Here is a 24,300-nt window from a genome sequence, read left to right as displayed (position 1 = left end):
ATGCCGACTCGCGCACCCTCAAATATTAACAAAACAGGTTATTATTAAACGCATTTAATCTGGGCGAGCGATTGGCGACACGTGTTCACCATCACTGACCTTCTCACCCAGGACATACCCGGAAGTCGCGCAGAAGGATTATCCGATGAACCCGCAGGGAACTCTGTCGCAGCAGGTTGAGGCGTATCACAACTGGAAAAAGGAACTGATCCGGCAGATTGGCCGCTATCGGCTGTGGCTGCAGGATAACAACCTGTTTTCAGAAGACGTCAGCACCCGTATTCGTCACGGACTTGAGCTGCTCATTGAGGATGAGCTGACCATCGCTTTTGTTGGTGAATACTCCCGTGGCAAGACGGAGCTGATCAACGCCCTGTTTTTCTCGGAATACGGCCAGCGCATGCTGCCATCCCAGGCCGGACGCACCACCATGTGTCCGACCGAGCTGTTTTTTGATCGCAGCGCCAACCAGAACTATCTGCTTCTGCTCCCGATCGAAACCCGCACGGGTGATCTGTCTCTGCAGCAGCTGCGCAAGAAGCCGGAACAGTGGATTCGGCATGAGCTCGACGAGCGCAATCCGGACGTCATGCGCGAAGTGCTGGCAGAAGTTGCCCGGATCAAGAGCGTGAGCCCGGAAGAGGCCCGGCAGCTGGGCTTCGACGAGGCCATGCTGGAACACGATCGCAATAATCCCGGCAATGTGCTGGTACCGGCCTGGCGTAATGCCCAGATCAGCATTCGCCACCCCCTGTTCGAGCGCGGCCTGCGCATTCTTGATACTCCGGGCCTGAACGCCCTTGGCTCGGAACCCGAACTGACCATCAGCATGCTGCCCCGGGCCCATGCCGTTATCTTTGTGCTCAGCGCGGATACTGGCGTCACAGCCAGTGACATGACTATCTGGAAAGAGCATATCGATACCGAGCACGCCGACCACCGGGCCGGCCGGTTTGCAGTTCTCAACAAGATCGACGTTCTATGGGACGACCTTCAGGGCGAGAAGCACACCCAGGAATCCATTGACCGTGTTCGCAACTACACCGCGGACCATCTGGGCATCCGCCAGCAGGACGTTATTCCTCTCTCTGCAAAACAGGGATTGCTGGCACGGGTTCGCAAAGACAACAACCTGTTCGACCGCTCCAACATCGGTAAGCTGGAGCAGCTGATCATTCAGCGCATCCTGATGCATAAGGAGCAGCTGATTACCCAGAACCTGATCAACGACTTGCTGGGAATGCTACAGAACAGCCAGGCGGCCATGCAGTACCGCCTGGATGCCCTGGAAGAAGAACGCCAGGCCTGCGCCGGCGCCACCCTCGACAAGGCCGCGCTGTCCCGGCTCGCGGAACGGGCCCAGAAGGATTATGACTTCTACTACAAGAAGCTGATCACTCTGCGTTCATCGCGTCGGCTGATGGAATCCCAGGGTGACATGCTCACCAAGCTGGTCAGCGAAGATCGCTTTGAGCAGCACGCCAGCCAGGTACGGAAAATGATGTCGAAAAGCTGGACCACGGCCGGCATGAACCGGGCCATGGAACACTTTTTCGAACTCCTGGAGAGCGACCTCACTAACCTGCTGAGCGAAGGGCGGCTCGCGGAGAAAATGGTAGGCGCCATCTATCGCAGATACAACGAAGACACCCGCGCCCGGCACCTGGAGCCCATTCCGCTACGGGCCGGCCGGCATGTGATTGCCATTCGTGAATTGCGCAAGAAAGCCCGACGGTTCCGCAATAACCCGAAGAATCTGCTGTCGGAACAGTCAACGGTGGTCCGCCGCTTCTTCAATGTGATGGTGAGCGAGGCCCGTACGCTGCATGGCCGGGTGCGCAAAGATGTAGAGCGCTGGCCACACGAAGCCCTGCTGCCAATCATGCAGTTCTCCATGGAACAGAAACAGCTGCTTGAGCACCAGATCCGCCGCCTGCGCGACATGGTTCGCACCGATCGGGACAGCCGGGCCGAACGCCAGCGTCTGGATCATGCCACGGCAGACCTTCGCAAGCAGCTGGAACTGGCCGACGCCATGATGCGCCAGATTCGCAAGCCGGCGCCCACGATGATCCAGCAAAAAGTCGTCAATATTTCCGGCGCCATGTAACCAGGCACTGGCGAGCCGCACTACTTTGGTGCGACTCGCCAGACAGGCACCCTAAACGCCGGTTGCAGCAACCTCCCCCCGCCTTTAAACTGCAGTGCTGGCGCCAGTTCCGGTGCCAACCAAGGCCTGTGGCCAGACACCAGTGGACCGAACCAGGAACTCATCACACCCATGCCTGATTCCCTGCCCTCGGATTCCGTGGGCCTTGTAAGCCCGAAGACCATCCACTTCGACAAGCCGTTGGAGCTGGCCTGCGGCCAGTCGCTGGAAAGCTACGATCTGGTGGTGGAAACCTATGGCAAACTCAACGCCGATGCCAGCAATGCGGTACTGATCTGCCACGCACTCAGCGGCCATCACCATGCCGCTGGCTACCACTCGCTGGATGACCGCAAGCCGGGCTGGTGGGACAGCTGTATCGGCCCCGGCAAGCCCATTGATACCAACCGGTTTTTCGTGGTCAGCCTGAACAATCTCGGTGGCTGCCACGGCAGCACCGGCCCCAACTCCAACAACCCGGAAACCGGGAAACCCTATGGGCCGGACTTCCCGGTCGTTACCGTGGCTGACTGGGTCGCCAGCCAGGCCCGACTGGCGGATCATCTGGGCATTCAGCAATGGGCCGCTGTGGTTGGCGGCTCCCTCGGAGGCATGCAGGCCCTGCAGTGGAGCCTGGACTACCCGGACCGGCTAAGGCATTCCGTGGTCATCGCCTCGACTCCACGCCTGACCGCACAGAACATCGCCTTCAACGAAGTCGCACGGCAAGCCATCACTTCGGACCGGGAATTTTTCGAAGGCCGCTATTACGACGAGAATCTGGTGCCGAAGCGCGGCCTGATGCTGGCCCGGATGGTTGGCCACATCACCTATCTTTCAGACGCCTCCATGGGCGAAAAATTCGGCCGTGAACTGCGTGAGGAAGCCTACAAGTTCGGTTTCGACGCCGAGTTCCAGGTGGAAAGCTACCTGCGTTACCAGGGCGAGCGCTTTTCCGAAACCTTCGACGCCAACACCTATCTGTTGATGACCCGGGCACTGGACTACTTTGACCCCGCCTACGACTTCGGCGGCGATCTGTCCAAGGCCCTGGCACCGGCACAATGTGAATACCTGGTACTGTCCTTCAGCACCGACTGGCGATTCTCGCCAGCGCGCTCCGAGGAAATGGTCAATGCCATGATTTCCGCCAGAAAGCGCGTAAGCTATGCCGAAATTGATGCACCCTGGGGCCATGATGCCTTCCTGATCCCGACCCCCAGATACACCGATATCTTTACTGCGTATATGGACCGGGTAGCACGGGAGGTCGGCGCATGAGAGCAGATCTTGAGATTATTCAACAGTGGGTGCGCCCGGGCCACCACATTCTGGACCTGGGTTGCGGCGACGGCACCCTGCTGGATTTCCTGCAACGGGAGCGCAATGCCACCGGATTTGGCCTTGAGATCAACCCGGACCACATCACCACCTGTATGGGCCGCGGCGTACGGGTGATCGAGCAGAACCTGGATACCCAGGGCCTCGACAACTTCGATGATGGCATGTTCGATATTGTCCTGATGACCCAGGCCCTGCAGGCGGTACGCCGCCCGGACAAGGTCATTGATGAAATGCTGAGGGTGGGTCGCGAAGGAATCGTCACCTTCCCCAACTTTGCCCACTGGCGACTGCGCTGGGGCCTGGCGCTGAGCGGCCGAATGCCCGAATCCGATGCACTGCCGTATAAATGGTATAACACCCCCAATATCCGCCTTTGCACTTTCAAGGATTTTGAAGCGCTGTGCCGGCAGAAAGGCATCAAGATCAAAAGCCGCCGGGTAGTGGACGGGCAGCATCAGAACAGCTGGCTGGCGCGGCTCTGGCCCAATCTGTTGGGGGAAATCGCCATATACCGCATCACACGGGAGAGCACATGATGAACCTTCTGACTGCAAGCAAGACACTGTTTCTGGCGTTCGGGCTCATGTTGGTATCGATCACCAGCCAGGCCGGGCAAAAGGATTTCGGAGAATATCAGGTGCACTGGAGCGTGCTCCCCAGCACCTTCCTGGCGCCGGAAGTGGCACAGGCCAACAATCTGCAACGCAGCCGGGGCATCGGCATCGTTAACATCTCGATCATGACCGAAGACGAGCACGGCCAGATCCAGCCCGTCAGTGGGCAGGTGGAAGGCCAGGTCTCCAACGATATCCAGCAGGTGAACTTTCTGGCGTTCCGCCGCATTCAGGAAGGTGATGCCGTGTACTTCATTGCCCAGTACCAGTATCAATCCGGAGATCTGATGACGTTCAACGTCACGGCGCGCCCCAGCGGCCACCAGGAAGACCTTCCGATCCGTTTTTCCCATACCCTGTTCAACGACTGACACCATGGCCCGCAAACTCGTCATCGCCAGCAACAACAAAGGCAAGATCGCCGAACTGACTGATCTGCTCGCGCCACTTGGCTTGCAGCCGGTCGCCCAGGGTGAGCTTGGGGTATCAGAGGCCGAAGAACCGGCCGTTACCTTCGTTGAGAATGCCATTATCAAAGCCCGCCATGCAGCGAGAGTCACTGGCCTGCCTGCGCTGGCCGACGACAGTGGCCTGGCCGTGGATGCCCTGGACGGCCGCCCGGGCGTTCGCTCCGCCCGCTTTGCCGGCGAAGAGGCAACCGACAATGATAATGTCGAGGCGTTGCTGGCAGCGTTGAAAGACACGCCGGAAGCAGAGCGCAGCGCTCAGTTTCACTGCGTTCTGGTTTATCTCCGCCATGCTGACGATCCCACGCCGATCATCTGCCATGGTCGCTGGCCAGGCCGCATTCTTGCCGAGCCGCGCGGGCAAGGCGGCTTCGGTTACGACCCGGTCTTTCTGGTACCGAAGCATGGATGCAGCGCTGCCGAGCTGACACGGGAGCAGAAAGGCAGGATCAGCCATCGGGGACGGGCTCTGGCCAGCCTTCTGGATCACCTCAGGGCGGAGCTTTAATACTGTGACCGCCACCCTGCCCGTGGCGGTCTGCCCGCCCTTGAGTCTGTACATTCACGTGCCCTGGTGCGTGCGCAAATGCCCGTACTGCGACTTCAACTCCCACGCTGTCAAGGGAGAGATTCCCGAACACGCCTACCTGAACGCCCTTCTGGAAGACCTCGATCAGGATCTGAGCCTGGTACGGGAACGCCCCATTGAAACCGTGTTCATCGGTGGCGGAACCCCGTCCCTGATGAGCGGCGCGTTCTACCACCGCCTGTTCGAGCGGCTCCGGGAACGGCTAACATTCAGCCCCGAGGCCGAAATCACCCTGGAGGCCAATCCCGGCACGCTGGAGACTGGTCGATTCGAGAGCTTCCGGGAGGCTGGCATCAAACGGCTGTCCATCGGTGTTCAAAGCTTTGATCCGGCGCAACTGAAAACCCTGGGCCGGATTCACGACAGCGCGTCGGCCCACAGCGCCATTGAAGCCGCCCGCAAGGCCGGTTTTGATAACTTCAATGTCGACTTGATGCATGGCCTGCCCGGCCAGACACCGAGTCAGGCTCTGGATGATTTACAGGCAGCGTTGAGCTACCAGCCCCGGCACCTGTCCTGGTATCAGCTCACCATCGAGCCCAACACCGAGTTTTTCTCCCGACCACCCGCCCTGCCGGACGATGACCGGCTCTGGGAGATTTACCAGCGCGGGGGAGATCTGCTGCGCCAGGCGGGGATGGACGATTATGAAGTCTCCGCCTGGAGCCTGCCGGACGCCCAGAGCCGGCATAACCTGAATTACTGGACCTTCGGGGATTATCTGGCCCTTGGGGCAGGCGGCCATGGCAAGGTGAGCCTTGCCGACGGGCGCATCCTGCGCTACTGGAAGACCCGGCAACCCGACGCGTATCTCAACCGGATCGGCTCCCGCACCGCTGGCAGTGAAGCCATAGAGCCGGAAGACCGGCCCCTGGAATTCATGATGAATGCGTTGAGACTAAAAAGCGGCACCGACGAAAGACTGTACGGTGAGCGTACAGGTTTACCGCTGTCGTCCATTGCGGTAAAACTTGAACAGTTACGAAATGAAAACCTGATCGTCCCCGACCGTCTGCAGGCGACGGCAAAGGGGCAAAGATACCTGAACAGCCTGCTGGAGCACTTTCTCTGATGGACTCAGCCCAGCGCCCACCGCTTATTCCCATGCGACCGATGAAGCTGCCCATGAAAGTTTCCCTGGTGGCTGCACTGGCACTGTGGCTGGTTCTGGTGGCGCTGAACCAGCCACTGCATACGGCCGCCGCACCTCAGGGTATCGTCAGTTTACAACTGGCCGGTACCGCCGAGCAGACTCACGCCATTCTGCGCAGCTGGCGGGACGGCAATCTCGCCATGGCACGGCTATCACTGTGGCTCGACTTTGTGTTCATCGTGGTCTATCTGGCCGCGCTGCTTCAATTAACCCGCCACTTCACGCGGGACAGACCGGGTATCCGGGAACGGATGGTCGCCCGCTGGGTGCGCGCCCTGTTTGTCATCGCAGGCATCAGCGATGTAGCGGAAAACATTGTTCTGCTCAATAACTTCAATCCGCCTTCAGACTCCCTGAGCCTGACCGCCACCATTCTGGCGCTGGTGAAATTCACCGGCCTGATACTTGGCATGGCGGGCCTGGTGGTCATCCGTGCTTCCCGCCGCAGGCCCCTGACTCACTCCCACTGAACTCAGTTGGTGCGATAAAACAACAAATCCCATACTCCGTGGCCAAGATTTTCGCCACGCTTCTCGAACTTGGTGATCGGGCGGTCATCAGGCTTGGGCGAATAACCACCCTGCTCCTGGGTATTGGCAAAGCCCTCTGACGCACTCATCACTTCCAGCATGTGCTCAGCGTAGTTCTCCCAGTCTGTGGCCAGGTGCAGAATACCGCCCACCCGCAGCTTATGGCGGATGCGCTGTACAAATTCCGGCTGGATCAAGCGGCGCTTGTGATGCTTTTTCTTGTGCCACGGGTCCGGGAAGAACACCATCACCCGATCCAGGCAGGCATCTGGCAGACACAGGTCAATCACATCATTGGCATCAATGCTGTAAACCCGCACGTTCTCGAGACCACGCGATTCCACTTCTTTCAACAAAGCGCCGACGCCCGGCAGGTGTACTTCCACCCCGATAAAATCCTGCTCGGGTGCCGCTTCGGCCATATCGGCAAGGGATTTGCCCATCCCGAAACCGATCTCCAGGTTGAGCATGTTATCGCGGCCAAACACCTCACGGGGGTCGATCATGCCATTGTCACGGCTCAGTCCGTACTTGGCCCAGTTGCGATCGAAGGCCTTCTTCTGACCTTCGGTCATCCGCCCCTGGCGCAGTACAAAGCTGCGAACACCGCGGCGTGTGGTGACCGGATTCGTATCCTGAGTCTCGTTCTGGTCAGTCATTCTGTGTCCTCAAGCTTCAAAGCGGATCTCGTGGAATAAATCTGACACACAGTTTACCAGAGTCAGTAGCTTCAGGCGGAGACAACCGACCCCTGGCCAGTCTGACGGTCGAGTTGGCGGTAACCCAGCGCCTCCATCAGGTGCGACTGGCTCAGGTGTTCAGCACCCTCCAGATCCGCCAGGGTGCGGGCCAGTCGTAATATTCGATGGAGCGCCCGGGCCGACAACCCCAGCCGCTCCATGGCCCGGGTCAACAACCGCTCACTGGCGGCATCCAGCCGGCAAGCCTGATCCAGCAACGCTCCCGAGAGGGCCGAGTTGAGCATCCCACGAGCCTCCTGCCGGGCCCTGGCAGCCAGAACCCTGGCCCTGACACTGGCGCTACTCTCACCGGACGCCCCGGAACCGAGCAAGACCTCTCCGGACTGCACTGGAACCTCCACATGCAGATCGAACCGATCCAGCAACGGCCCCGAGATCTTTGCCCGATAACGCATCACCTGTGCCGGCGTGCACTGGCACTCGATATTGGGGTGACCACTGTAACCACATGGGCATGGGTTCATGGCGGCCACGACCTGAAATCGCGCTGGGAAAGTGACCTGCCGCGCCGCCCGGCTGATGGAGATTTCGCCAGTTTCCATAGGTTCCCGCAGCACTTCCAGGACCCGCCGTTCAAACTCCGGCAGTTCATCCAGAAACAACACCCCCCGGTGCGCCAGAGAGATCTCACCTGGGCGAGGACTGCTGCCACCGCCCACCAGCGCCACTGCAGACGCCGTGTGATGAGGCGCCCTGAATGGTGGCTGACGCCAGCCACCTGGCTTTAGCGGCTGGCCAGCAACGGAATGCACGCTGGCCACCTCCATGGCTGCCTCATCTGGCAAACCTGGCAGAATGCCCGGTAACCGACTCGCCAGCATACTTTTACCGGTTCCCGGTGGGCCAAAGAACAACAGATTGTGACCGCCAGCTGCGGCCACCTCCAGCGCCCGGCGGGGCACCTGCTGGCCTCGCACCTCTGAGAGGTCGGCGACAGACACCGCGGCGGCACTGTCTCCCGGCGTTTCAGATCGAGGGACAGGAGCCAGCCGGGCACGACCCGTCAGATGCTCACATACTGTCAGCAGGTGACTGGCGGCAAGCACATCATCACGGCTGGCAAGGGCAGCTTCCTCGGCGTTGTCCTGAGGTAGCAATAGCGAACGGCCTGCTTCGCGAGCCGCCAGTAGCGCGGGCAATATCCCCTTGAGGGGCCGAAGCGCACCATCCAGGGACAGTTCTCCGAGAAACTCGTGGCTTTCGAGGCTTTCGGGGGGAATCTGGCCGGAGGCGGCCAGGATGCCCAGGGCAATGGGCAAATCAAAACGGCCACCTTCTTTGGGCAGGTCAGCAGGCGCGAGGTTGATGGTGATTCTACGGGCGGGGAATTCGAAACCGGCATTCAGCAGTGCACTGCGAACCCGATCCTTGCTTTCCCTCACTCCGGTTTCCGGCAGCCCGACGATGGATAATGCCGGCAGGCCACCAGACAGGTGCACCTCAACGGTAACCGGGGGAGCAGACACGCCAATGCTGGCGCGCGAATGGACAATAGCGAGCATGACAACCTTCCATGGCACAGAACAATCAGTCGTTGCGGGCAGCGACCCTGCCGCCCGGGCAAACCATCAGGAACTCTGGCGTTGCTCCAGTTCGGCAACACGTTTTTCCAGGGCCTCAACCTTTTCACGGGTTTTCATCAGGACCGCCTGCTGGGCATCAAATTCTTCCCGGGTCACCAGCTCCAGCCGGGACAGAACCGACATCACCGTGGCCCGGGCCTGGGTTTCAAAATCTTCCCGTGCTGCCCGCGCCATATCGGGAACAAACTGGCCAAACTGACCCTGCAACTGAGAAAAAATTTCCTGGGGCCCTTTCATCAATCACCTCTCGAATCGGTTTTTCGGCGATATCAGACTATTTTCCGTGTCGCCGGGGTGTTTGCGGGAGTGTATCACACCCTACCCCCTGCCATACTGTACCCGGTCGGCATTATAATGGCCGCGGCCGATGGCCCGACTGCGCTGTTTTGAGACAATCTCAGGCACAATGCACCACAACGGTGCATCAAGCTGCGCCATTTCGGCACAGACAATAATTAAGAGTTTGTTTTAAAACATATTTTTTGCGTTGGCATACCCGATGCTAAAGCCCTCGTACGCAATCCGCACAATTGATGTGCGAGGTGGCAGCATCCCGAACTCAACAACCGGCCGACGGGCCCTCACTGTTGGGACGGCTTTACCAAGGAGAAAGCAATGAAACTTGTGACAGCGATCATCAAGCCTTTCAAATTGGATGATGTCCGTGAGGCACTATCCGAGATTGGCGTACAAGGCGTAACCGTCACTGAAGTCAAAGGCTTCGGTCGGCAGAAAGGCCACACAGAGCTCTATCGTGGCGCGGAATACGTGGTGGATTTCCTGCCCAAGGTCAAAGTGGAGATCGCCATTGGCGACAACCTGCTGGACCAGGTCATCGAAGCCATCACCAAGGCAGCCAACACCGGCAAGATCGGCGACGGCAAAATATTCGTGACTGAACTGGAACAGGCTATCCGGATCCGGACAGGCGAAACCGGCGAAGAAGCGGTCTGATCCAGAACTGACACCCAGCCAACGCAAAAAACTTATAACCTGAAGAGCCTTGTGCGGAGGGCTTCCTATGGAAAGCAATCTCTTTCACCTGCAGTATGCAATAGATACCTTTTATTTTCTCGTGTGTGGCGCATTAGTCATGTGGATGGCCGCAGGCTTTGCCATGCTCGAGTCCGGCCTGGTGCGTGCTAAAAACACCACCGAAATCCTGACCAAGAACGTCGCGCTCTTTGCCGTGGCCTGCACCATGTACCTGGTGTGCGGTTACGCCATCATGTACGGCGGTAACGTCTTCCTCTCCGGCATCGCCGATGTGGACGTGGACGGCGTACTGGGTGACTTCGCCACCCGTGAAGACGGCTTCACCGGCGGCTCCATCTACTCGGCGGCCTCTGACTTCTTCTTCCAGGTCGTGTTCGTGGCCACCGCCATGTCCATCGTGTCCGGTGCGGTTGCCGAGCGCATGAAGCTGTGGGCGTTCCTGGTATTCGCGGTCTTCATGACTGGCTTTATCTACCCGCTGGAAGGCGCGTGGACCTGGGGTGGCGCCGATGTGTTCGGTATGTACAACCTCGGTGATCTTGGCTTCAGTGACTTCGCCGGCTCCGGCATCGTACACATGGCAGGTGCCGCTGCGGCCCTGGCTGGTGTACTGCTGCTTGGCCCGCGTAAAGGCAAATACGGCCCCAACGGTGAAATCCGTGCCTTCCCGGGCGCCAACATGCCGCTGGCCGCTCTGGGTACCTTCATCCTGTGGATGGGCTGGTTCGGTTTCAACGGTGGTTCTGTACTGAAACTCGGCGACGTAGCCAGTGCCAACTCCGTGGCCATGGTGTTCCTGAACACCAACGCAGCCGCTGCCGGTGGCGCTATTGCCGCCCTGATCACCGCTCGCCTGATGTTTGGCAAGGCTGACCTGACCATGCTGCTGAACGGTGCGATCGCCGGTCTGGTGGTAATCACCGCCGAGCCATCCACCCCGAGCGCGCTGACAGCCACTATCTGGGGCGCCCTGGGCGGCATCCTGGTGGTACTGAGCATCGTCACTCTGGACAAGCTGCGCATCGACGACCCGGTCGGCGCCATCTCTGCCCACGGTGTCTGTGGTCTGCTGGGCCTGCTGCTGGTACCGGTTACCAACGGCGATGTCAGCTTCAGCGGCCAGATCATCGGCGCCCTGACCATCTTCATCTGGGTATTCGTAGCCAGCCTGGTCGTCTGGGGTATCCTGAAGGCTGTCATGGGCATCCGTGTGACCGAAGAGGAAGAGTACGAAGGTGTCGACCTCTCCGAATGCGGTATGGAAGCCTATCCGGAGTTTGTCAGCGGCAAGCAGTAACACCGCTACCTACCGGAATAAAAAAGGGCGCCCTTGTGGCGCCCTTTTTCTTTAAGCTCTGATTCAACCCTCTTCCGGGCGAACCTCATCTTCCAGCGCATCCACCATAAACTGCGGCATGGCCAAGGCACCGTGGTGCACCCCGGCATTGTAGTAACGGGTGACAAAGGGGCGGTTGTTGGCATCTTCCTCGCGGAAATACTTCAGCGGGTTTTCCTTACTGCCCATGGTGCAGCTCCACCAGCCCGTGGGATATACCGGCTGGGGGAATGGCAATGTCTGCACATGGCCAAAACCGGCTTTATGCATATCATCGTGAATGTCCTTGATGATGGTATTGGTGTGCAGCAGGGGGGATTCGCTCTGCTGAACGATGATACCGCCCTCCCTCAGGGCCAACATGGCATCGCGATAGAAATCCAGCGCGAACAGGCCTTCCGCAGGACCCACCGGGTCGGTACTGTCGATAATCAGCACATCAATGCTGTTCGGCTCGATATCACGCATCCACTGGATGCCATCACCGAAAAAGAAGTTGGCACGGGGGTCGCCATTAGCTTCGCACAGTTCTGGAAAATACTTCTCAGACATGCGGGTTACCCGCTCATCGATCTCCACCTGCCAGGCTTCCTGCACTCCAGGGTGCTTCAGCACTTCTTTCAGAGTGCCGCAGTCGCCACCACCGACGATGACCACTTTTTTCGGGTCCTTGTGGGTGAACAGCGCAGGATGGGTCATCATTTCGTGGTACAGGAAATTGTCCCTGGTGGTCAGCATCACACAGCCGTCCAGTACCATCAGGTTGCCGAAGGTTTCGGTTTCATAGATTTCGAGTTTCTGAAATGGCGTCTGCTCTTCATGGAGCTTGCGCTTTACCTGCAGGGAAAAAGCGGTGCCCTGGTCCTGAAATACCTCGGTGAACCAGCCTTCGTTCAATGCGGTCATGTCTGTCTCCCACTGTGTGCCGCTGCAATGTGCCGGGGCATCTGAAAGGGGCGTATTGTAGGTGCAGTGGTCAGCTCCTACAATGCAGCCTGTTACCGGCCCGCCGGCCGCCCCGGGTTTCCTGACAGGATAGCAACAATGGCTGAAACCGCTGCATCACCAGCCCACAAGGTCTACAACATCGCTCACTGGAGTGACGGATACATTTCAGTCAACGGTCAGGGCGAGGTTGAAATCTGCCCGGACCGGGGCAGAAGCGACGCCCGCATCAACCTGCCGGCGCTGACTCGCTCGCTGGCCGAAGCCGGTGTGCCCCTGCCGGTTCTGATTCGCTTTACCAATATCCTGCACGATCGGGTCAACAAGCTCTGCAATGCCTTCAACAAAGTCACTCAGGAGCAGGGCTACCGGGGCCGCTATACCGCGGTTTACCCCATCAAGGTAAACCAGCAGCGCCGGGTGGTGGAAGAACTGCTGTCAGCCGAACCGGCCGCCTCGGCCAACCAGGTGGGCCTTGAAGCCGGCAGCAAACCGGAGTTGATGGCCGTACTGGCGCTGGCAAAGCAGGCCGGTTCGGTGATTGTCTGCAACGGCTACAAGGACCGGGAGTACATCCGCCTGGCACTGATCGGCCAGAAACTGGGTCACCGGGTGTTTATCGTGGTGGAAAAGCAGTCGGAACTGCCACTGATTCTGGAAGAAGCAAAAAAGCTGGGCATTTCCCCGCTGATTGGCGTGCGAGCCCGGCTGGCGACTATTGGCAAAGGCAACTGGCAAAATACCGGGGGCGAGAAATCCAAGTTCGGTCTGTCTGCCAGCCAGGTACTGGATGTGGTGGATACCCTGAAAAAGGCCGGAGCCCTGGGCACCCTGCAACTGCTGCATTTCCATCTCGGCTCACAGATTGCCAATATCCGGGACATCCAGACCGGCTTGCGTGAGTGCGCTCGCTTCTACACGGAACTGCACGCTATGGGCGCCCCCATCGGTACCGTCGATATCGGCGGCGGCCTGGGTGTCGACTACGAAGGAACCCGTTCCCGCAGTAGCTGCTCCATGAACTACAGCGTATTCGAATACGCCTACAACGTGGTGCACGTGCTGCAGTCCGAGTGTGACCGCCAGGGTATCCCGCACCCGGACCTGATCAGTGAATCCGGCCGGGCGCTCACCGCCCATCATTCGGTACTGGTCACCAATGTGATTGACCGCGAATACCCGGACAACCGCGAGCCTACGGAACCCGCTGCTGAGGCCCCCGCGCCGCTGCAGGATCTCTGGCGAGACCTGGAAAGTCTTCAGGATGAGGACTCGCCCCGCTCACTGGCGGAAATCTATCACGACATCCTGCACGCCATGGCCGATGTCCACGCCCAGTTTGCCCACGGTTTGCTGTCCCTGCAGGAGCGGGCCCAGGCCGAAACCCTGTACGTGCGCTGCTGCCGGATGCTCCGGGCCGAGCTGGACAGCGCCAACCGGGCGCACCGGGAAATCATCGACGAGCTGAACGAGAAGCTTGCTGAGAAACTGTTCGTGAACTTTTCCCTGTTCCAGTCCCTGCCCGATGTCTGGGGCATCGATCAGATCTTTCCGGTGATGCCGATCAACGGGCTTAACCGGTCACTGAACCGGCGGGCCGTGATTCAGGATATCACCTGCGATTCGGACGGCCGGATTGATCAGTACGTGGACGGCCAGGGCATCGAAACCACCTTGCCACTGCCCGAACACGACCCGGAGTCCCCTTTGCTGATGGGCTTCTTCATGACCGGCGCCTATCAGGAAATCCTTGGCGATATGCACAACCTGTTCGGGGATACCCACTCGGTGGACGTGAAACTGGACCAACAGGGGCAATATCAGGTGGGGGAACCCATTACCGGGGACACCGTGGCGAAAGTACTGCGTTATGTGAATTTCGAGCCCGCCAACCTGCTTGAGGCCTACCGGCAGAAGTTCCGGCACAGCGGCCTGGCTGCAGAGCTGCAGCAAACGCTGCTGGCCGAGCTGTCCTCCGGGCTTGAGGGCTATACCTACCTGGAGGAAGGATAAATCGTCAGGACGGACGAAAAGGCGTGATCAGGTCTGATTGTCCCGGCGCCAGGCCGAGGGCGACATTCCTTCCCACTTGCGAAAGGCCCGGCCAAAATTGGACGGGTCGCTGTAACCCAGATGCTCGGCGATCTCGTCAATGCTCATCGCCGAATGGCGCAACAGCAGCTCCCGGGCCCGCTGATGTCGCACACTCTCCTGAAGACCATGAAACCCGCCACCCTCGGCGGAGAGCTGCCGCCGAAGCGTTCGTGGCGACACCCCCATTTGCTGCGCCACATCCTCGAGGCCGGGCAAACGCCCATCCCGGGCAGACTCCAGCAAACGCAAGACCCGATCGCTCACCGAGGCAGATGCTTCCATCTGGCGCATTTCTTCCTCGCACTGGGCTTCTGCCACCCGGCGGGCAACCGGATTGGACAGTGACATCGGTAACCCCAGAAACGACTTGCGAAAGCGCAACTGGTTTACTCCCGCCGAGAACGTGACCTTGCCGCCAAACAGATACTGGTAGCGCTCAACATCCTCGGGGCGAGGGTAATCCACCAGGCACCGCCCGCCATCCAGTAACTGAGTGCCGAATAACAGGTAATTCACGTCCATCAGGGTGGCCATCACCACTTCAATATTAAACCGATGAAGTTTCTCGGTGTCGTGGTGAATCTCCAGTTGAATCACTGCATCCTCATCCTCGACAAAGAACGCCAGCGACATGTAGGCAAACCGGATCCGGAAGTATTTGATCAACACCGCCAGCGCCTGCTCCAGGGTGTCGCAACTGATGGCAGCCTGGGACAGGGCTCCGTGCGCGGTGAATTTCAGACGTTTGCCGTATTCCAGCCCCAGGCATTCATCACCACAGCGGGTCAGTGCCTGCTGGCATAACGCCGTGAACTGATCGAGCGTAATGAAATTGTCGGGATGACTGAGCTGGCTGTTTCGAATACCAGCCACTGACACGAGATCCGAACGACGCACCCCACGCTCCTCTGCCAACTGGCAGAGAATTTCAGCGTAATGCACCCGCATAACGGGCAAAGAGCCACTGGAGAGCGTTGCGTTCATGGTCTGGAATTTTTGATCGTTGTTTTAACGATCAGACTAGCCCCTGCCGGGGCAACCGGCAATTACCCCGGTGACGCAGTTCTTCCGGCCTTCTGGCCATCCCGACAATTTTTTCGGAATCCATGAATCCGCCCGGGAATCCATTGCGTAAACACTCTCACTGACAAATCTGTGACGAGTGCATAGAATGATGACCATAGCCAGCTCAAATACGATAACTGTCAAGGAGCGCCCGGTGACAACACTGGAGCAGCAACCAACGAAAACCGAAGGGCGCAAAGACCCCTGGGGTGTTTTGTTGGAAAAAGTCGGCAAGCATCAGGATCGGGCGGCTTATCATGCTTTGTTCGAGCACTTTGCCCCGCAGATCAAGTACTACGCAATCTCGAACGGGCTGGCCAGCCACGCGGAAGAGCTGGTGCAGGAAGTCTTCGTCTCTATCTGGCGCCGATCCTGTCTTTACGACTGGCGCAAAGCGGCCGCTTCCACCTGGATTTTCACCATTGCCCGGAATCAGCGCATTGATATGCTGCGTAAAATGCAGCGGACCAGTGCTGAAATGGCGGTGGAAACCGAGGATCTCTGGCAGATTCCGGGTGATAACGAAGACGAACCAGTCACCTCCCTGCACCGCCTGATGTCCGAGCGGCGCATCCGGGAGTCGCTGAGCCAGCTCCCGGAAGAGCAGATTACCGTAATCGCGAAGGTATATATGGAGCACAAATCCCACCAGATGGTGGCAGATGAGCTCAACATTCCTCTCGGCACCGTGAAAAGCCGGGTTCGCCTGGCACTGAACAAACTGAAAGTGATTTTGCAGGATCAAAACGTATGACACGGCACCATCCCGACAGCCTGAGTCTGATGGAGTACAGTGCGGGCAACCTGAGCGAGCCCCATGCACTGTGCATCCGCCTGCATCTGGAGCAGTGCCCCCACTGCCGTAGCCGGGTAGATACTCTGAACAGCCTGGGCGCTGTCATGATGGATCACCAGCCAAAGGTGACGGTGGCTGATTCGAGCTTTGAGCAACTGATGGCGCGTATCGATAGCTCCCCGCAAGCATCATCTCCGGTGGTCCCCCAGCCAAAGGTGAGCCCTCTGCAGAAACTGCTCGGGGATGACATCAATGCGCTGCCCTGGAAACGTCAGCTTGCGGACGTGAGTGTGCTCGACATTACCGACAAGTTTCCCGGCCAGAACGAGAGGGTCGTCTTGCAAAAACTGGTAGCGGGCGGCAAGGCGCCGGCCCACACCCACCGTGGCGATGAAACCACGATTGTGCTGCAAGGGGCATTTGCCGACCAGAAGGGCGTATTCAATCAGTGGGACTTTGTGGTTCTGAACGAACAGGACGAACATCGTCCGGTGGCCGTCGGTTGCGAAGACTGCATTACGCTGTCAGTGCTGAGCGCCCCCCTGAAGCTGACCGGGACCTTCACCCGCCTGCTCAACCCGTTCCTGCGTTAACAGTATGCTGCGGCGCCGCCGCAGCATGACTGCGCTACCATGGCAGATCACTGCCATCCCAACTGATAAAACGTCCATTATCCCTGGCATCTAGGCTTTCCAGAACCGAAAACAGATTGCTTGCCGTCTGCTCTGGCTCGTGTACCGTTAACCGCTCCAGCGACTGCTGAAACGGTTGGCTCAGCGGCGACAAGGTGGTGCCCGGGTGCAGGGAAACGCAGGCCAGTGGCGCGTAACGCCTCGACAATTCAACAGAAAGGTTCTTTACCACCATATTCATGGCCGCCTTGGAGGCGCGATAGGCGTACCAGCCCCCTAACTGGTTGTCCGAAATAGACCCCACCTTCGCAGACACCGCGGCAATACGCTTGAAGTGCATTCCCCTAAGCGCCGGAGCGAGCCTCTGAATCAGCAGGGCAAACCCGACGCAGTTCACCTGGTAGCTTCGCATCATGCTTCGGCCATCAATATCCTCCAACCGTTTCTCCGGAAACAACTGGTCATCGTGCAGCAGGCCTGCGGCATAAATAACGGTGTGAACCGGACCAGAAGCTTCCAGCGCAGCCTTGAACTCGGCGACATCAAGCCGCTGCTCGTCTTCTGCATCCCAGGCCATCAATCTCACGCCAGAGTGATTTTTCAGATCATCCGGCGCCGTCTCCGGCCTCCGGCACAGCCCAACCAGGCTCCGGTCCGGATAACTGCTCAGATAACGTCGGGCCAATGCCGCGCCGATGGCACCGGACACCCCCGCAATAACGGTCGTCATTCACCGATCTCCCGATTATCAATCAACACCATGCCGTTGATACGAAAAATCAATGCGTTCGGGCCATCCTGAAGCAAACCAAATAATTCAAACGCCCGTATGAAGTAAGGCTTCCAGATCAGAACGACGACATCCGGCGGTCGTTGAGACCGTCAAATCAAAACAGGAGAGTATCCATGCAATACCAGGCACCAGCGAACGATCTTCGCTTTCTGTTGTTTGATGTGTTGGGTGCAGACAAGCTGCACGAGCTGGAAAAGTATGCCGATGCCACACCCGACCTGATCTCCGCAGTCATTGATGAGGCCGGCAAGCTGGCGGCAGAGGTCATTCAGCCCACCAACCAGGTTGGCGACCGTCAGGGCTGCAGCTACGACCCCGAAACCAAACTGGTCAAGACTCCAGACGGCTTCAAAGAGGCCTATCAGAAGTTTGTCGAAGGTGGCTGGACCGCGCTGGACGCGCCACTGGAGTTTGGCGGCCAGGGCCTGCCTCACACGCTGAAATTCGTGGTGGACGAGATGGTGTGCTCCACCAACCTGTCGCTGGGCATGTACCCCGGCCTGACGCATGGTGCCATCAGCGCTCTCTATGCCCACGGCTCGGAAGAGCTTAAGCAGACGTATCTGGAAAAACTGATTTCCGGCGAATGGACCGGCACCATGTGCCTGACCGAGCCCCATTGTGGCACCGATCTGGGCCTGATTCGTACCAAAGCCACGCCGAATGATGATGGCAGCTACGCGATTGAGGGCACCAAAATCTGGATCACCGGCGGTGAGCACGATCTGGTGGACAACATTGTCCATCTGGTGCTGGCCAAGTTGCCGGGCGCGCCAGACACCACCAAAGGGATTTCCCTGTTTGTGGTACCCAAGTTCCTGCCAGACTCCGGTGAGCGCAACCCGGCCTTCTGTGGTGGCCTGGAACACAAGATGGGTATCAAGGGTTCCGCCACCTGCGTCATGAACTTTGAAGGCGCCAAGGGCTGGCTGGTGGGCGAGCCCAACAAAGGCATGAGCGCCATGTTCACCATGATGAACGAAGCCCGTCTGATGGTGGGCATGCAGGGCCTGGGCCTGGCGGAAATGGCCTACCAGGAGAGCCTGGCCTTCGCCAGAGAGCGTCTGCAAAGCCGCTCCCTGAGTGGCCCGAAAAACCCTGACGGCCCGGCCGACCCGATCATTGTGCACCCGGATGTACGCCGCATGCTGATGCGCCAGAAAGTGCTGAACGAGGGCATGCGTGCCCTGGCACTGTTTACCGGCCACCAACTGGATCTCTCGGTGGCACACCCGGACGAAGAGGTTCGTGAAAACGCCGACGACCTGGTACAGCTGCTGACGCCGGTGGTCAAAGCCTTCCTTACCGATGAGGGCTACAACAACGCCAACTGGGGCCAGCAGGTGCTGGGTGGCTCCGGCTTCACCCAGGACTGGCCGCTGGAACAACTGGTACGCGACGGCCGTATCGCCCGTATCTACGAGGGCACCAACGGCATCCAGGCGATGGATCTGGTGGGCCGCAAACTGTCGCTGAAGGGCGGGCAACTGGTACGCGCCCTGTTTGCCGAGCTGACGGGTTACCTGAAAGACAATCCTGATGCGCCCTACCGGGAAGAACTGAAAGGCGCCGTCAAGGGTCTTGAGCAGGCCACTCTGTGGCTGGCCCAGAATGCCCCGAAAGATCCGGAGCAGGCTGGCGCTGCGGCAACACCATATCTGCGTCTGACAGCCCTGACCGTCATCGGCTATCTGTGGTCCCGCATGGCTGCCGTGGCTGGCCAGCAGCTCGAAGCCGGCGCAGGTAACAAGCCACTACTGGAAAGCAAGCAGGTATCCGCCCGTTTCTATTTCGAGAAACTGATGCCTGAGGCGGACTGGCTGCTACGGGATATCCAGTCCGGCAAAGACAGCCTGATGGCCCTGGAAGATGAGCAGTGGATGGCCTAAGCGGCAGAGCTTCCGGTCAGGCCAAAAATCCTGGCCGGAAATGACCGACAAATGGCAATTTGTGACCTTCATCAAGACAGATCAGAAATTGATAATGGTCACGTTGATTAGTGTCTCTGAACTAGTCCAACCCGCCTCCTTGCGAGGCTGGTACCTTCTTGAAGCCGCGCTATGCGCGGCTTTTTTTATGGCGACAGGCAGGCCCGCGACAGCAGCGACACGAGTTCACCCTGGCGACGGGTCCGGGTTTTCCGGAAGATGCTGTTGAGGTGGTATTTAACGGTCTCTCTGGATCGTCCAGACGTATGGGCAATATCTGACAGACTCTGGCCGTGAAGAAGATCACTGGCCACGGCAACCTCGGCATCGGTCAACTCGAATAGATTCTGCAGCAGGTCCTCCTTGATTTCAGGGCTCCAGCTTAAATCATGTAAGGTAACCAGCGCCCCCTGGGCAGAGCTCCCGGAACCAGCGCCGGATAGCAAGGGAGAAACTACCAGTGTAATCCTTTGGCGGCCGTGAGCCAGGCTGAGCACCTGGTCATCCAGATCCTGGCGTGCGATAGAGGCCTCAACGGCCAATGACAGGAGAATGGCAAAACGGCGTGCACTTTCGCTACCGTTTGCTGCCAGCATACCCTCGTCATTAATCCACAAGCCGACATTCCTGCCCAGGATCTCGTCCGCCTTGGCATTCTGGAAGACGACACGGAAGGATGCGTCACAAATGATGATGCCTCGATTAACACGTTCCAGCACCAGGCGTTCAACCGCTGGCTCACAGCGCTTCTGCATCAGCCGGGTGTAGAGATCTACCGCACGATGCAGGTGAGGCAGAAAACCATCAAATACCCGAAGTTCTTCATAACTGAATGCAGGCTGATCTGCGGACCGTTGTATTCCGAAGAAGTTCAGGTAATGCCCCTCCATGTAGGCCACTGCACCAGCCGCCTCGCTGGCCCCGTAACTCTCCAGCCATTCCTCTGCCCGGGTCTCATCGCGTAACCGCTGAACATCTGGCCCGAGGTCAAGGTTGCTGGCGACAAACCGGCATTTTCCCTGTTGATAGAACGACATCGCCCGCTCGACCAGAACATCCCGGTGGGAGACGTGCTCCGAATAAAACTCCAACGCTTGCTCAGGGATATTAACGGTCCAGGCGCCCAGCAAGGCATTTTCTGCGGTGTTGTATATGGCAAACGAAGCGCTGTGCCCATGAAAAATGTCGATGAATCGCCTTAGAAACGGAAAGAATCCCTGCTCTGCCGTCACGGCGTCGTAGATGAGTCCAATCAATTCGTGATAGTCGTGCTGAAAAAAACCTTCACGGTGCGGGGAGGTCACGGCAGAGAGCTCTTGTATCGCTGTTTACGACGTAAATTAGTGCAAACTGCTGAAATATTCCACCCGCAGACCGTTACACATTGCCTACAAAAGATTCTCGCCCACTCCCCAAATGGGTGGGGCGCTGCCAGATCCTCCTTGCTATATCTGAATAACCCTCTCACAGGGAGCCTCAGGGCCGAGCCGGATTCACCCGCCGAATCCGGTGATTTAACTGAATCAAGGAGCTTTATATGAATTGTTTCAAGAAACTCGCACTGGCGACCGCCGTTTCTTCTGTTGTGGGCATCGCAGGGTGCGGGGGAAGCAGTGGTGGCAGCAGCAGCGATAGCAACACAGCCTCCGGAGAGACCATTTCCGGCACAGCGACCGCCCCCGCCGGAACCGTGGCACATTGGCAGGAGCCCGGTCTCATGGAAGTTGCAGTGAACTTCCTGGTCTCCCCGGCCGCAGCGGCCATAACGGGCCTTCAACCGGTTCAGGGAGCAAACGTCGAGCTCATTCGTGTGGACGACGACGGCAATCAGATCGGCAATGTACTTGCCACCACCAGCACCTCTATTTCGGGTGATTACACCCTTACCCTGCCCGAGGGCGTAAACCTGGCAGGCAACCTTGTCGTTCGTATCACCGGGCAGAACAACCAGCAGTTACGGGCTCAGGTTGTTGAAAAAGACGTCGACATCAGCCCGGTGTCTGAATTCGTGCTGCGAAAATTTATTGAGACCGGCGCCAATCTTGACCAGTTGGTCGTTACCGATGTGGTCAAACTCAGCGGCAAGGTCGAAGAATACGACCTGACCAAGATAAGCGGCCAAAATCTCGATGCCATGTTTACATCGCTTGAGAACGAGGTTGGGACCTTCATTGAAAACGATGTCGTGGCGATCAGCGCACAAGGCGCAGCGACGGCTTCGATTGCCGGTAGCTACATCAACACCGCCTTCGCCTTCGCCCTTCACGATACCGATGGCAATGGCTACGGCACCTATGCCCATGACACCTGGATTGACCGCTTCACCTTCACAGCCGGTGACACCGGAACGGTAAATGTAGACTTCACCGCCAGCGATTCCGCCTACGCCAACCTTCACGGTACCGCGCTGGATCAGGCCATGGTCTACTACGAAGTAGACAGCGAGCAGCTTTCAGAAAGCTTCGAAGGCAGCTACACCACCGCAGGAGTGCTCTCCGTTGAAGGGGAGTTTGAAGAGGATCTCGACACCGATTCCGGTTTTGGCTGGCGCTGGCCCGGTCAGAGCTACATTTTTCAGCAGGTCTCCGGACAAGGTATGTTTATCGGCCTGAACCACGAGGCCGGGGTTCGCTACGAGCTGACCGACACCGACAACGACGGCCAGTACGATGCTCTCGACCCGAATGCCCGCTCCGGGGACGAAGTAGCGCGAACACTGGAAGTCTTCATTCGTCAACCCGACAACCTGACCAGTGCCGAGGTCCAGGGTGATTACGGACGCATCTATCTGAGCGCCTACCTTGAAAACGGCTATCTGGAACTGGTCACCGAAAACAATGTTGTTGCGTTTTCTGGTGATTTTGAGGCTACGGCCCAGGCCGGCACCTCTCACGAACTGGTGGTTAACGCCAACGGTGCAGCCATCTATGGCAGTAACAACTTTGCTGCGGAGGCAGCTGTAACCCTGCCCATTTCTGCCAATGGCAGCATCGACTTTGGAGGGGGGGCTGTTGGCCAGGTCAACGAAACCGGTGACTATATCGACTTCACCGAGACCGATGGTTGCAACAGTCAGGCCCAGCAATGCCTACAGGGGGAGTTTGCGTCGTTTGAAAAGACAATGCTGGTCAAACTTCCCACCCAGACCCTGGATCTGTCCGGCAAAAAGTATCGCCTGATGTTCATGGCCATGCACCTGCAAGGGGGGGGTAGCAACACCATCAACCTGTCAGCGTCGCAGTTCAATACCTACCTGACTGCCAGCAGTAATACGGCAGGCACCGTTACCGGCACCTTCTCTGAGCTGGAAATGCCGGCGGGCTTAGGATCGGACCTCACTTCAATGGCGGATGTCGTAAACGCAGAAGCTTTTACCATGTCACTGGCAGCCAATGGGGCGACAACGATCACCGTTGGTGATCCCAACTCTGACCATACCGTACTGGAGGGTTTCTTCAATTCAGACGGCTCGTTGGGGGTCTTCACCACAGGCTATGTCGAGGCTGGAGGTGATCGCGACGAACTGGGACTGGCCGTACTGATTGATGTAAGCCAATAAAGGCTCAGCGTCCTACCCAACACTCCTTGTGCAATCAATCCGTGGGCCCTCCGGGCCCACTTTTTTTGCCTCACTCCTTCGCGCCTCTACGGTCTGTCAGTTACTATCTGCCCTGGATTTCCAGTCGACACCGATCGCACGGGCAACTATGAGTAGCGAACACCTCAGGAACACCGATTACTCCCTCCGCTTCGGCGGCATAGAGCGTCTGTACGGCCGCAAGGCCCTGCATGCTTTCCGCCATGCTCACATCGCCATTGTCGGTCTCGGCGGCGTCGGTTCCTGGGCGGCAGAAGCTCTGGCGCGCAGCGGTATCGGCGCCATCACACTGATTGATATGGACGACATCTGTGTCTCCAACACCAACCGGCAGCTACACGCTCTGCAGGGCCAGTATGGTCGAACCAAAACCGATGCCATGGCGGAGCGGTTGCGGGCCATCAATCCCCAGGCGGATATTCGGGTGCACTTCGGCTTTCTCACGGTGAAGAACGTCGGGGAGCTGATCACAGAAGACATGACCGGCGTGGTGGATGCCATCGACAGCGTGAAGGCAAAAGCCGCGTTGATTGCGCATTGTCAGCGACGCAAGATTCCGATCATCTGTGCCGGTGGTGCCGGGGGCCAGATGGATCCGGCCCAGATCCAGATTGCAGACCTGGCGAAAACCACACAGGATCCATTATTGGCCAAGGTCCGTAATATGTTGCGCCGGGAATACGGTTTTTCCCGAAACCCGAAACGGCGCTTCGGCGTAGAAGCTGTATACTCTCTGGAACAACTGACCTATCCCGCCCCGGACGGCGAGGTATGTCAACAGAAACCGACAAGCGACGGCCCGGTGCGGCTCGACTGCGCCACCGGTTTTGGTGCTGCCAGTCCGGTGACCGCGAGTTTCGGCTTTTTCGCAGCGTCCCGGCTGCTGAATCGCATCGCCCGCAAGGCCAACGCCTAATTCAACCATCG

General features: G+C 58.4%; 22 protein-coding genes. 15 read left to right on the top strand and 7 right to left on the bottom strand.

Features of this window, described 5'->3' with window-relative positions; all coding sequences use genetic code 11:
- The first annotated feature begins 145 nt into the window (after positions 1-145).
- The 7 genes from MARHY_RS02170 (at position 146) to MARHY_RS02140 (ending at position 6,786) form a co-directional block, all read left to right on the top strand.
- The gene (locus MARHY_RS02170; protein WP_014420393.1) at positions 146-2,110 is read left to right on the top strand and encodes a dynamin family protein; all 1,965 of its coding nucleotides are present in this window, start codon (positions 146-148) and stop codon (positions 2,108-2,110) included.
- A gap of 171 nt (positions 2,111-2,281) precedes the next feature.
- Positions 2,282-3,430: a homoserine O-succinyltransferase MetX gene (metX, locus tag MARHY_RS02165; protein ID WP_011784077.1), complete on the top strand. Its 1,149-nt coding sequence runs from the start codon at positions 2,282-2,284 to the stop codon at positions 3,428-3,430.
- Positions 3,427-4,029 (top strand): methionine biosynthesis protein MetW, encoded by a 603-nt coding sequence (gene metW / locus MARHY_RS02160; protein ID WP_011784076.1) that lies wholly within the window; start codon positions 3,427-3,429, stop codon positions 4,027-4,029. The genes metX and metW overlap by 4 nt, the downstream gene beginning before the upstream one ends.
- Positions 4,026-4,478, top strand: a complete 453-nt coding sequence (locus MARHY_RS02155) for a DUF4426 domain-containing protein (protein WP_011784075.1) — start codon at positions 4,026-4,028, stop codon at positions 4,476-4,478. The genes metW and MARHY_RS02155 overlap by 4 nt, the downstream gene beginning before the upstream one ends.
- A 4-nt stretch (positions 4,479-4,482) precedes the next feature.
- A complete protein-coding gene (gene rdgB, locus MARHY_RS02150; protein ID WP_014420391.1) occupies positions 4,483-5,082 on the top strand; it encodes an RdgB/HAM1 family non-canonical purine NTP pyrophosphatase in 600 nt (199 codons plus the stop codon).
- A gap of 4 nt (positions 5,083-5,086) precedes the next feature.
- Positions 5,087-6,235: a radical SAM family heme chaperone HemW gene (gene hemW / locus MARHY_RS02145; protein ID WP_014420390.1), complete on the top strand. Its 1,149-nt coding sequence runs from the start codon at positions 5,087-5,089 to the stop codon at positions 6,233-6,235.
- Positions 6,235-6,786: a hypothetical protein gene (locus tag MARHY_RS02140; RefSeq protein ID WP_014420389.1), complete on the top strand. Its 552-nt coding sequence runs from the start codon at positions 6,235-6,237 to the stop codon at positions 6,784-6,786. Before hemW ends, MARHY_RS02140 begins: the two co-directional genes overlap by 1 nt.
- 2 nt (positions 6,787-6,788) lie before the next feature.
- Here MARHY_RS02140 and trmB read toward each other — a convergent pair whose 3' ends face one another.
- From trmB to MARHY_RS02125, 3 genes are all read right to left on the bottom strand, one after another.
- Complete coding sequence (gene trmB, locus MARHY_RS02135) at positions 6,789-7,505, bottom strand: tRNA (guanosine(46)-N7)-methyltransferase TrmB (RefSeq protein ID WP_014420388.1); 717 nt, start codon at positions 7,503-7,505, stop codon at positions 6,789-6,791.
- Between the two features lie 71 nt (positions 7,506-7,576).
- Positions 7,577-9,109, bottom strand: a complete 1,533-nt coding sequence (locus tag MARHY_RS02130; RefSeq protein ID WP_041654516.1) for a YifB family Mg chelatase-like AAA ATPase — start codon at positions 9,107-9,109, stop codon at positions 7,577-7,579.
- A 66-nt stretch (positions 9,110-9,175) separates the two neighbouring features.
- Positions 9,176-9,427: an accessory factor UbiK family protein gene (locus tag MARHY_RS02125; protein ID WP_011784069.1), complete on the bottom strand. Its 252-nt coding sequence runs from the start codon at positions 9,425-9,427 to the stop codon at positions 9,176-9,178.
- A gap of 378 nt (positions 9,428-9,805) precedes the next feature.
- Here MARHY_RS02125 and glnK point away from each other — a divergent pair, with 378 nt between their 5' ends.
- Positions 9,806-10,144, top strand: coding sequence for a P-II family nitrogen regulator (gene glnK / locus MARHY_RS02120; protein WP_011784068.1), 339 nt, complete (start codon positions 9,806-9,808; stop codon positions 10,142-10,144).
- 67 nt (positions 10,145-10,211) lie between these two features.
- Positions 10,212-11,483, top strand: a complete 1,272-nt coding sequence (locus tag MARHY_RS02115; protein WP_011784067.1) for an ammonium transporter AmtB — start codon at positions 10,212-10,214, stop codon at positions 11,481-11,483.
- Positions 11,484-11,546: 63 nt separating this feature from the next.
- Here the strand turns inward: MARHY_RS02115 and speE are convergent, their stop codons facing one another.
- On the bottom strand, positions 11,547-12,428 hold the full coding sequence (gene speE / locus MARHY_RS02110) for a polyamine aminopropyltransferase (RefSeq protein WP_011784066.1): 882 nt from the start codon (positions 12,426-12,428) through the stop codon (positions 11,547-11,549).
- 138 nt (positions 12,429-12,566) lie between these two features.
- Here speE and speA point away from each other — a divergent pair, with 138 nt between their 5' ends.
- Positions 12,567-14,480 (top strand): biosynthetic arginine decarboxylase, encoded by a 1,914-nt coding sequence (gene speA / locus MARHY_RS02105; protein ID WP_041654515.1) that lies wholly within the window; start codon positions 12,567-12,569, stop codon positions 14,478-14,480.
- Positions 14,481-14,507: 27 nt separating this feature from the next.
- Here the strand turns inward: speA and MARHY_RS02100 are convergent, their stop codons facing one another.
- The gene (locus MARHY_RS02100; protein ID WP_011784064.1) at positions 14,508-15,545 is read right to left on the bottom strand and encodes an AraC family transcriptional regulator; all 1,038 of its coding nucleotides are present in this window, start codon (positions 15,543-15,545) and stop codon (positions 14,508-14,510) included.
- Between the two features lie 235 nt (positions 15,546-15,780).
- On the opposite strand from MARHY_RS02100, the gene MARHY_RS02095 reads away from it, so the two are divergent.
- Together MARHY_RS02095 and MARHY_RS02090 are read left to right on the top strand one after the other, a co-directional pair.
- Entirely contained in the window at positions 15,781-16,380 is a 600-nt protein-coding gene (locus MARHY_RS02095; protein WP_014420382.1) for a sigma-70 family RNA polymerase sigma factor, read from the top strand.
- Complete coding sequence (locus MARHY_RS02090; RefSeq protein WP_011784062.1) at positions 16,377-17,015, top strand: ChrR family anti-sigma-E factor; 639 nt, start codon at positions 16,377-16,379, stop codon at positions 17,013-17,015. The genes MARHY_RS02095 and MARHY_RS02090 overlap by 4 nt, the downstream gene beginning before the upstream one ends.
- 34 nt (positions 17,016-17,049) lie before the next feature.
- On the opposite strand, the gene MARHY_RS02085 is transcribed toward MARHY_RS02090, so the two are convergent.
- Positions 17,050-17,784: an SDR family NAD(P)-dependent oxidoreductase gene (locus MARHY_RS02085; RefSeq protein WP_041654514.1), complete on the bottom strand. Its 735-nt coding sequence runs from the start codon at positions 17,782-17,784 to the stop codon at positions 17,050-17,052.
- Positions 17,785-17,960: 176 nt separating this feature from the next.
- Between MARHY_RS02085 and MARHY_RS02080 the strand changes: the two genes are divergently transcribed.
- Positions 17,961-19,736 (top strand): acyl-CoA dehydrogenase C-terminal domain-containing protein, encoded by a 1,776-nt coding sequence (locus tag MARHY_RS02080; protein ID WP_011784060.1) that lies wholly within the window; start codon positions 17,961-17,963, stop codon positions 19,734-19,736.
- A 185-nt stretch (positions 19,737-19,921) separates the two neighbouring features.
- On the opposite strand, the gene MARHY_RS02075 is transcribed toward MARHY_RS02080, so the two are convergent.
- Positions 19,922-21,079: a helix-turn-helix transcriptional regulator gene (locus tag MARHY_RS02075; RefSeq protein ID WP_014420379.1), complete on the bottom strand. Its 1,158-nt coding sequence runs from the start codon at positions 21,077-21,079 to the stop codon at positions 19,922-19,924.
- 233 nt (positions 21,080-21,312) lie between these two features.
- On the opposite strand from MARHY_RS02075, the gene MARHY_RS02070 reads away from it, so the two are divergent.
- Positions 21,313-23,334, top strand: coding sequence for a hypothetical protein (locus tag MARHY_RS02070; protein WP_014420378.1), 2,022 nt, complete (start codon positions 21,313-21,315; stop codon positions 23,332-23,334).
- A gap of 148 nt (positions 23,335-23,482) precedes the next feature.
- On the top strand, positions 23,483-24,289 hold the full coding sequence (gene tcdA, locus MARHY_RS02065; protein WP_014420377.1) for a tRNA cyclic N6-threonylcarbamoyladenosine(37) synthase TcdA: 807 nt from the start codon (positions 23,483-23,485) through the stop codon (positions 24,287-24,289).
- Positions 24,290-24,300: the final 11 nt, after the last annotated feature.

It is taken from the genome of Marinobacter nauticus ATCC 49840 (assembly GCF_000284615.1).
In the GTDB taxonomy this organism is placed as follows: Bacteria; Pseudomonadota; Gammaproteobacteria; order Pseudomonadales; family Oleiphilaceae; genus Marinobacter; species Marinobacter nauticus.
This window is presented reverse-complemented; position numbering and strand designations above follow the sequence as displayed.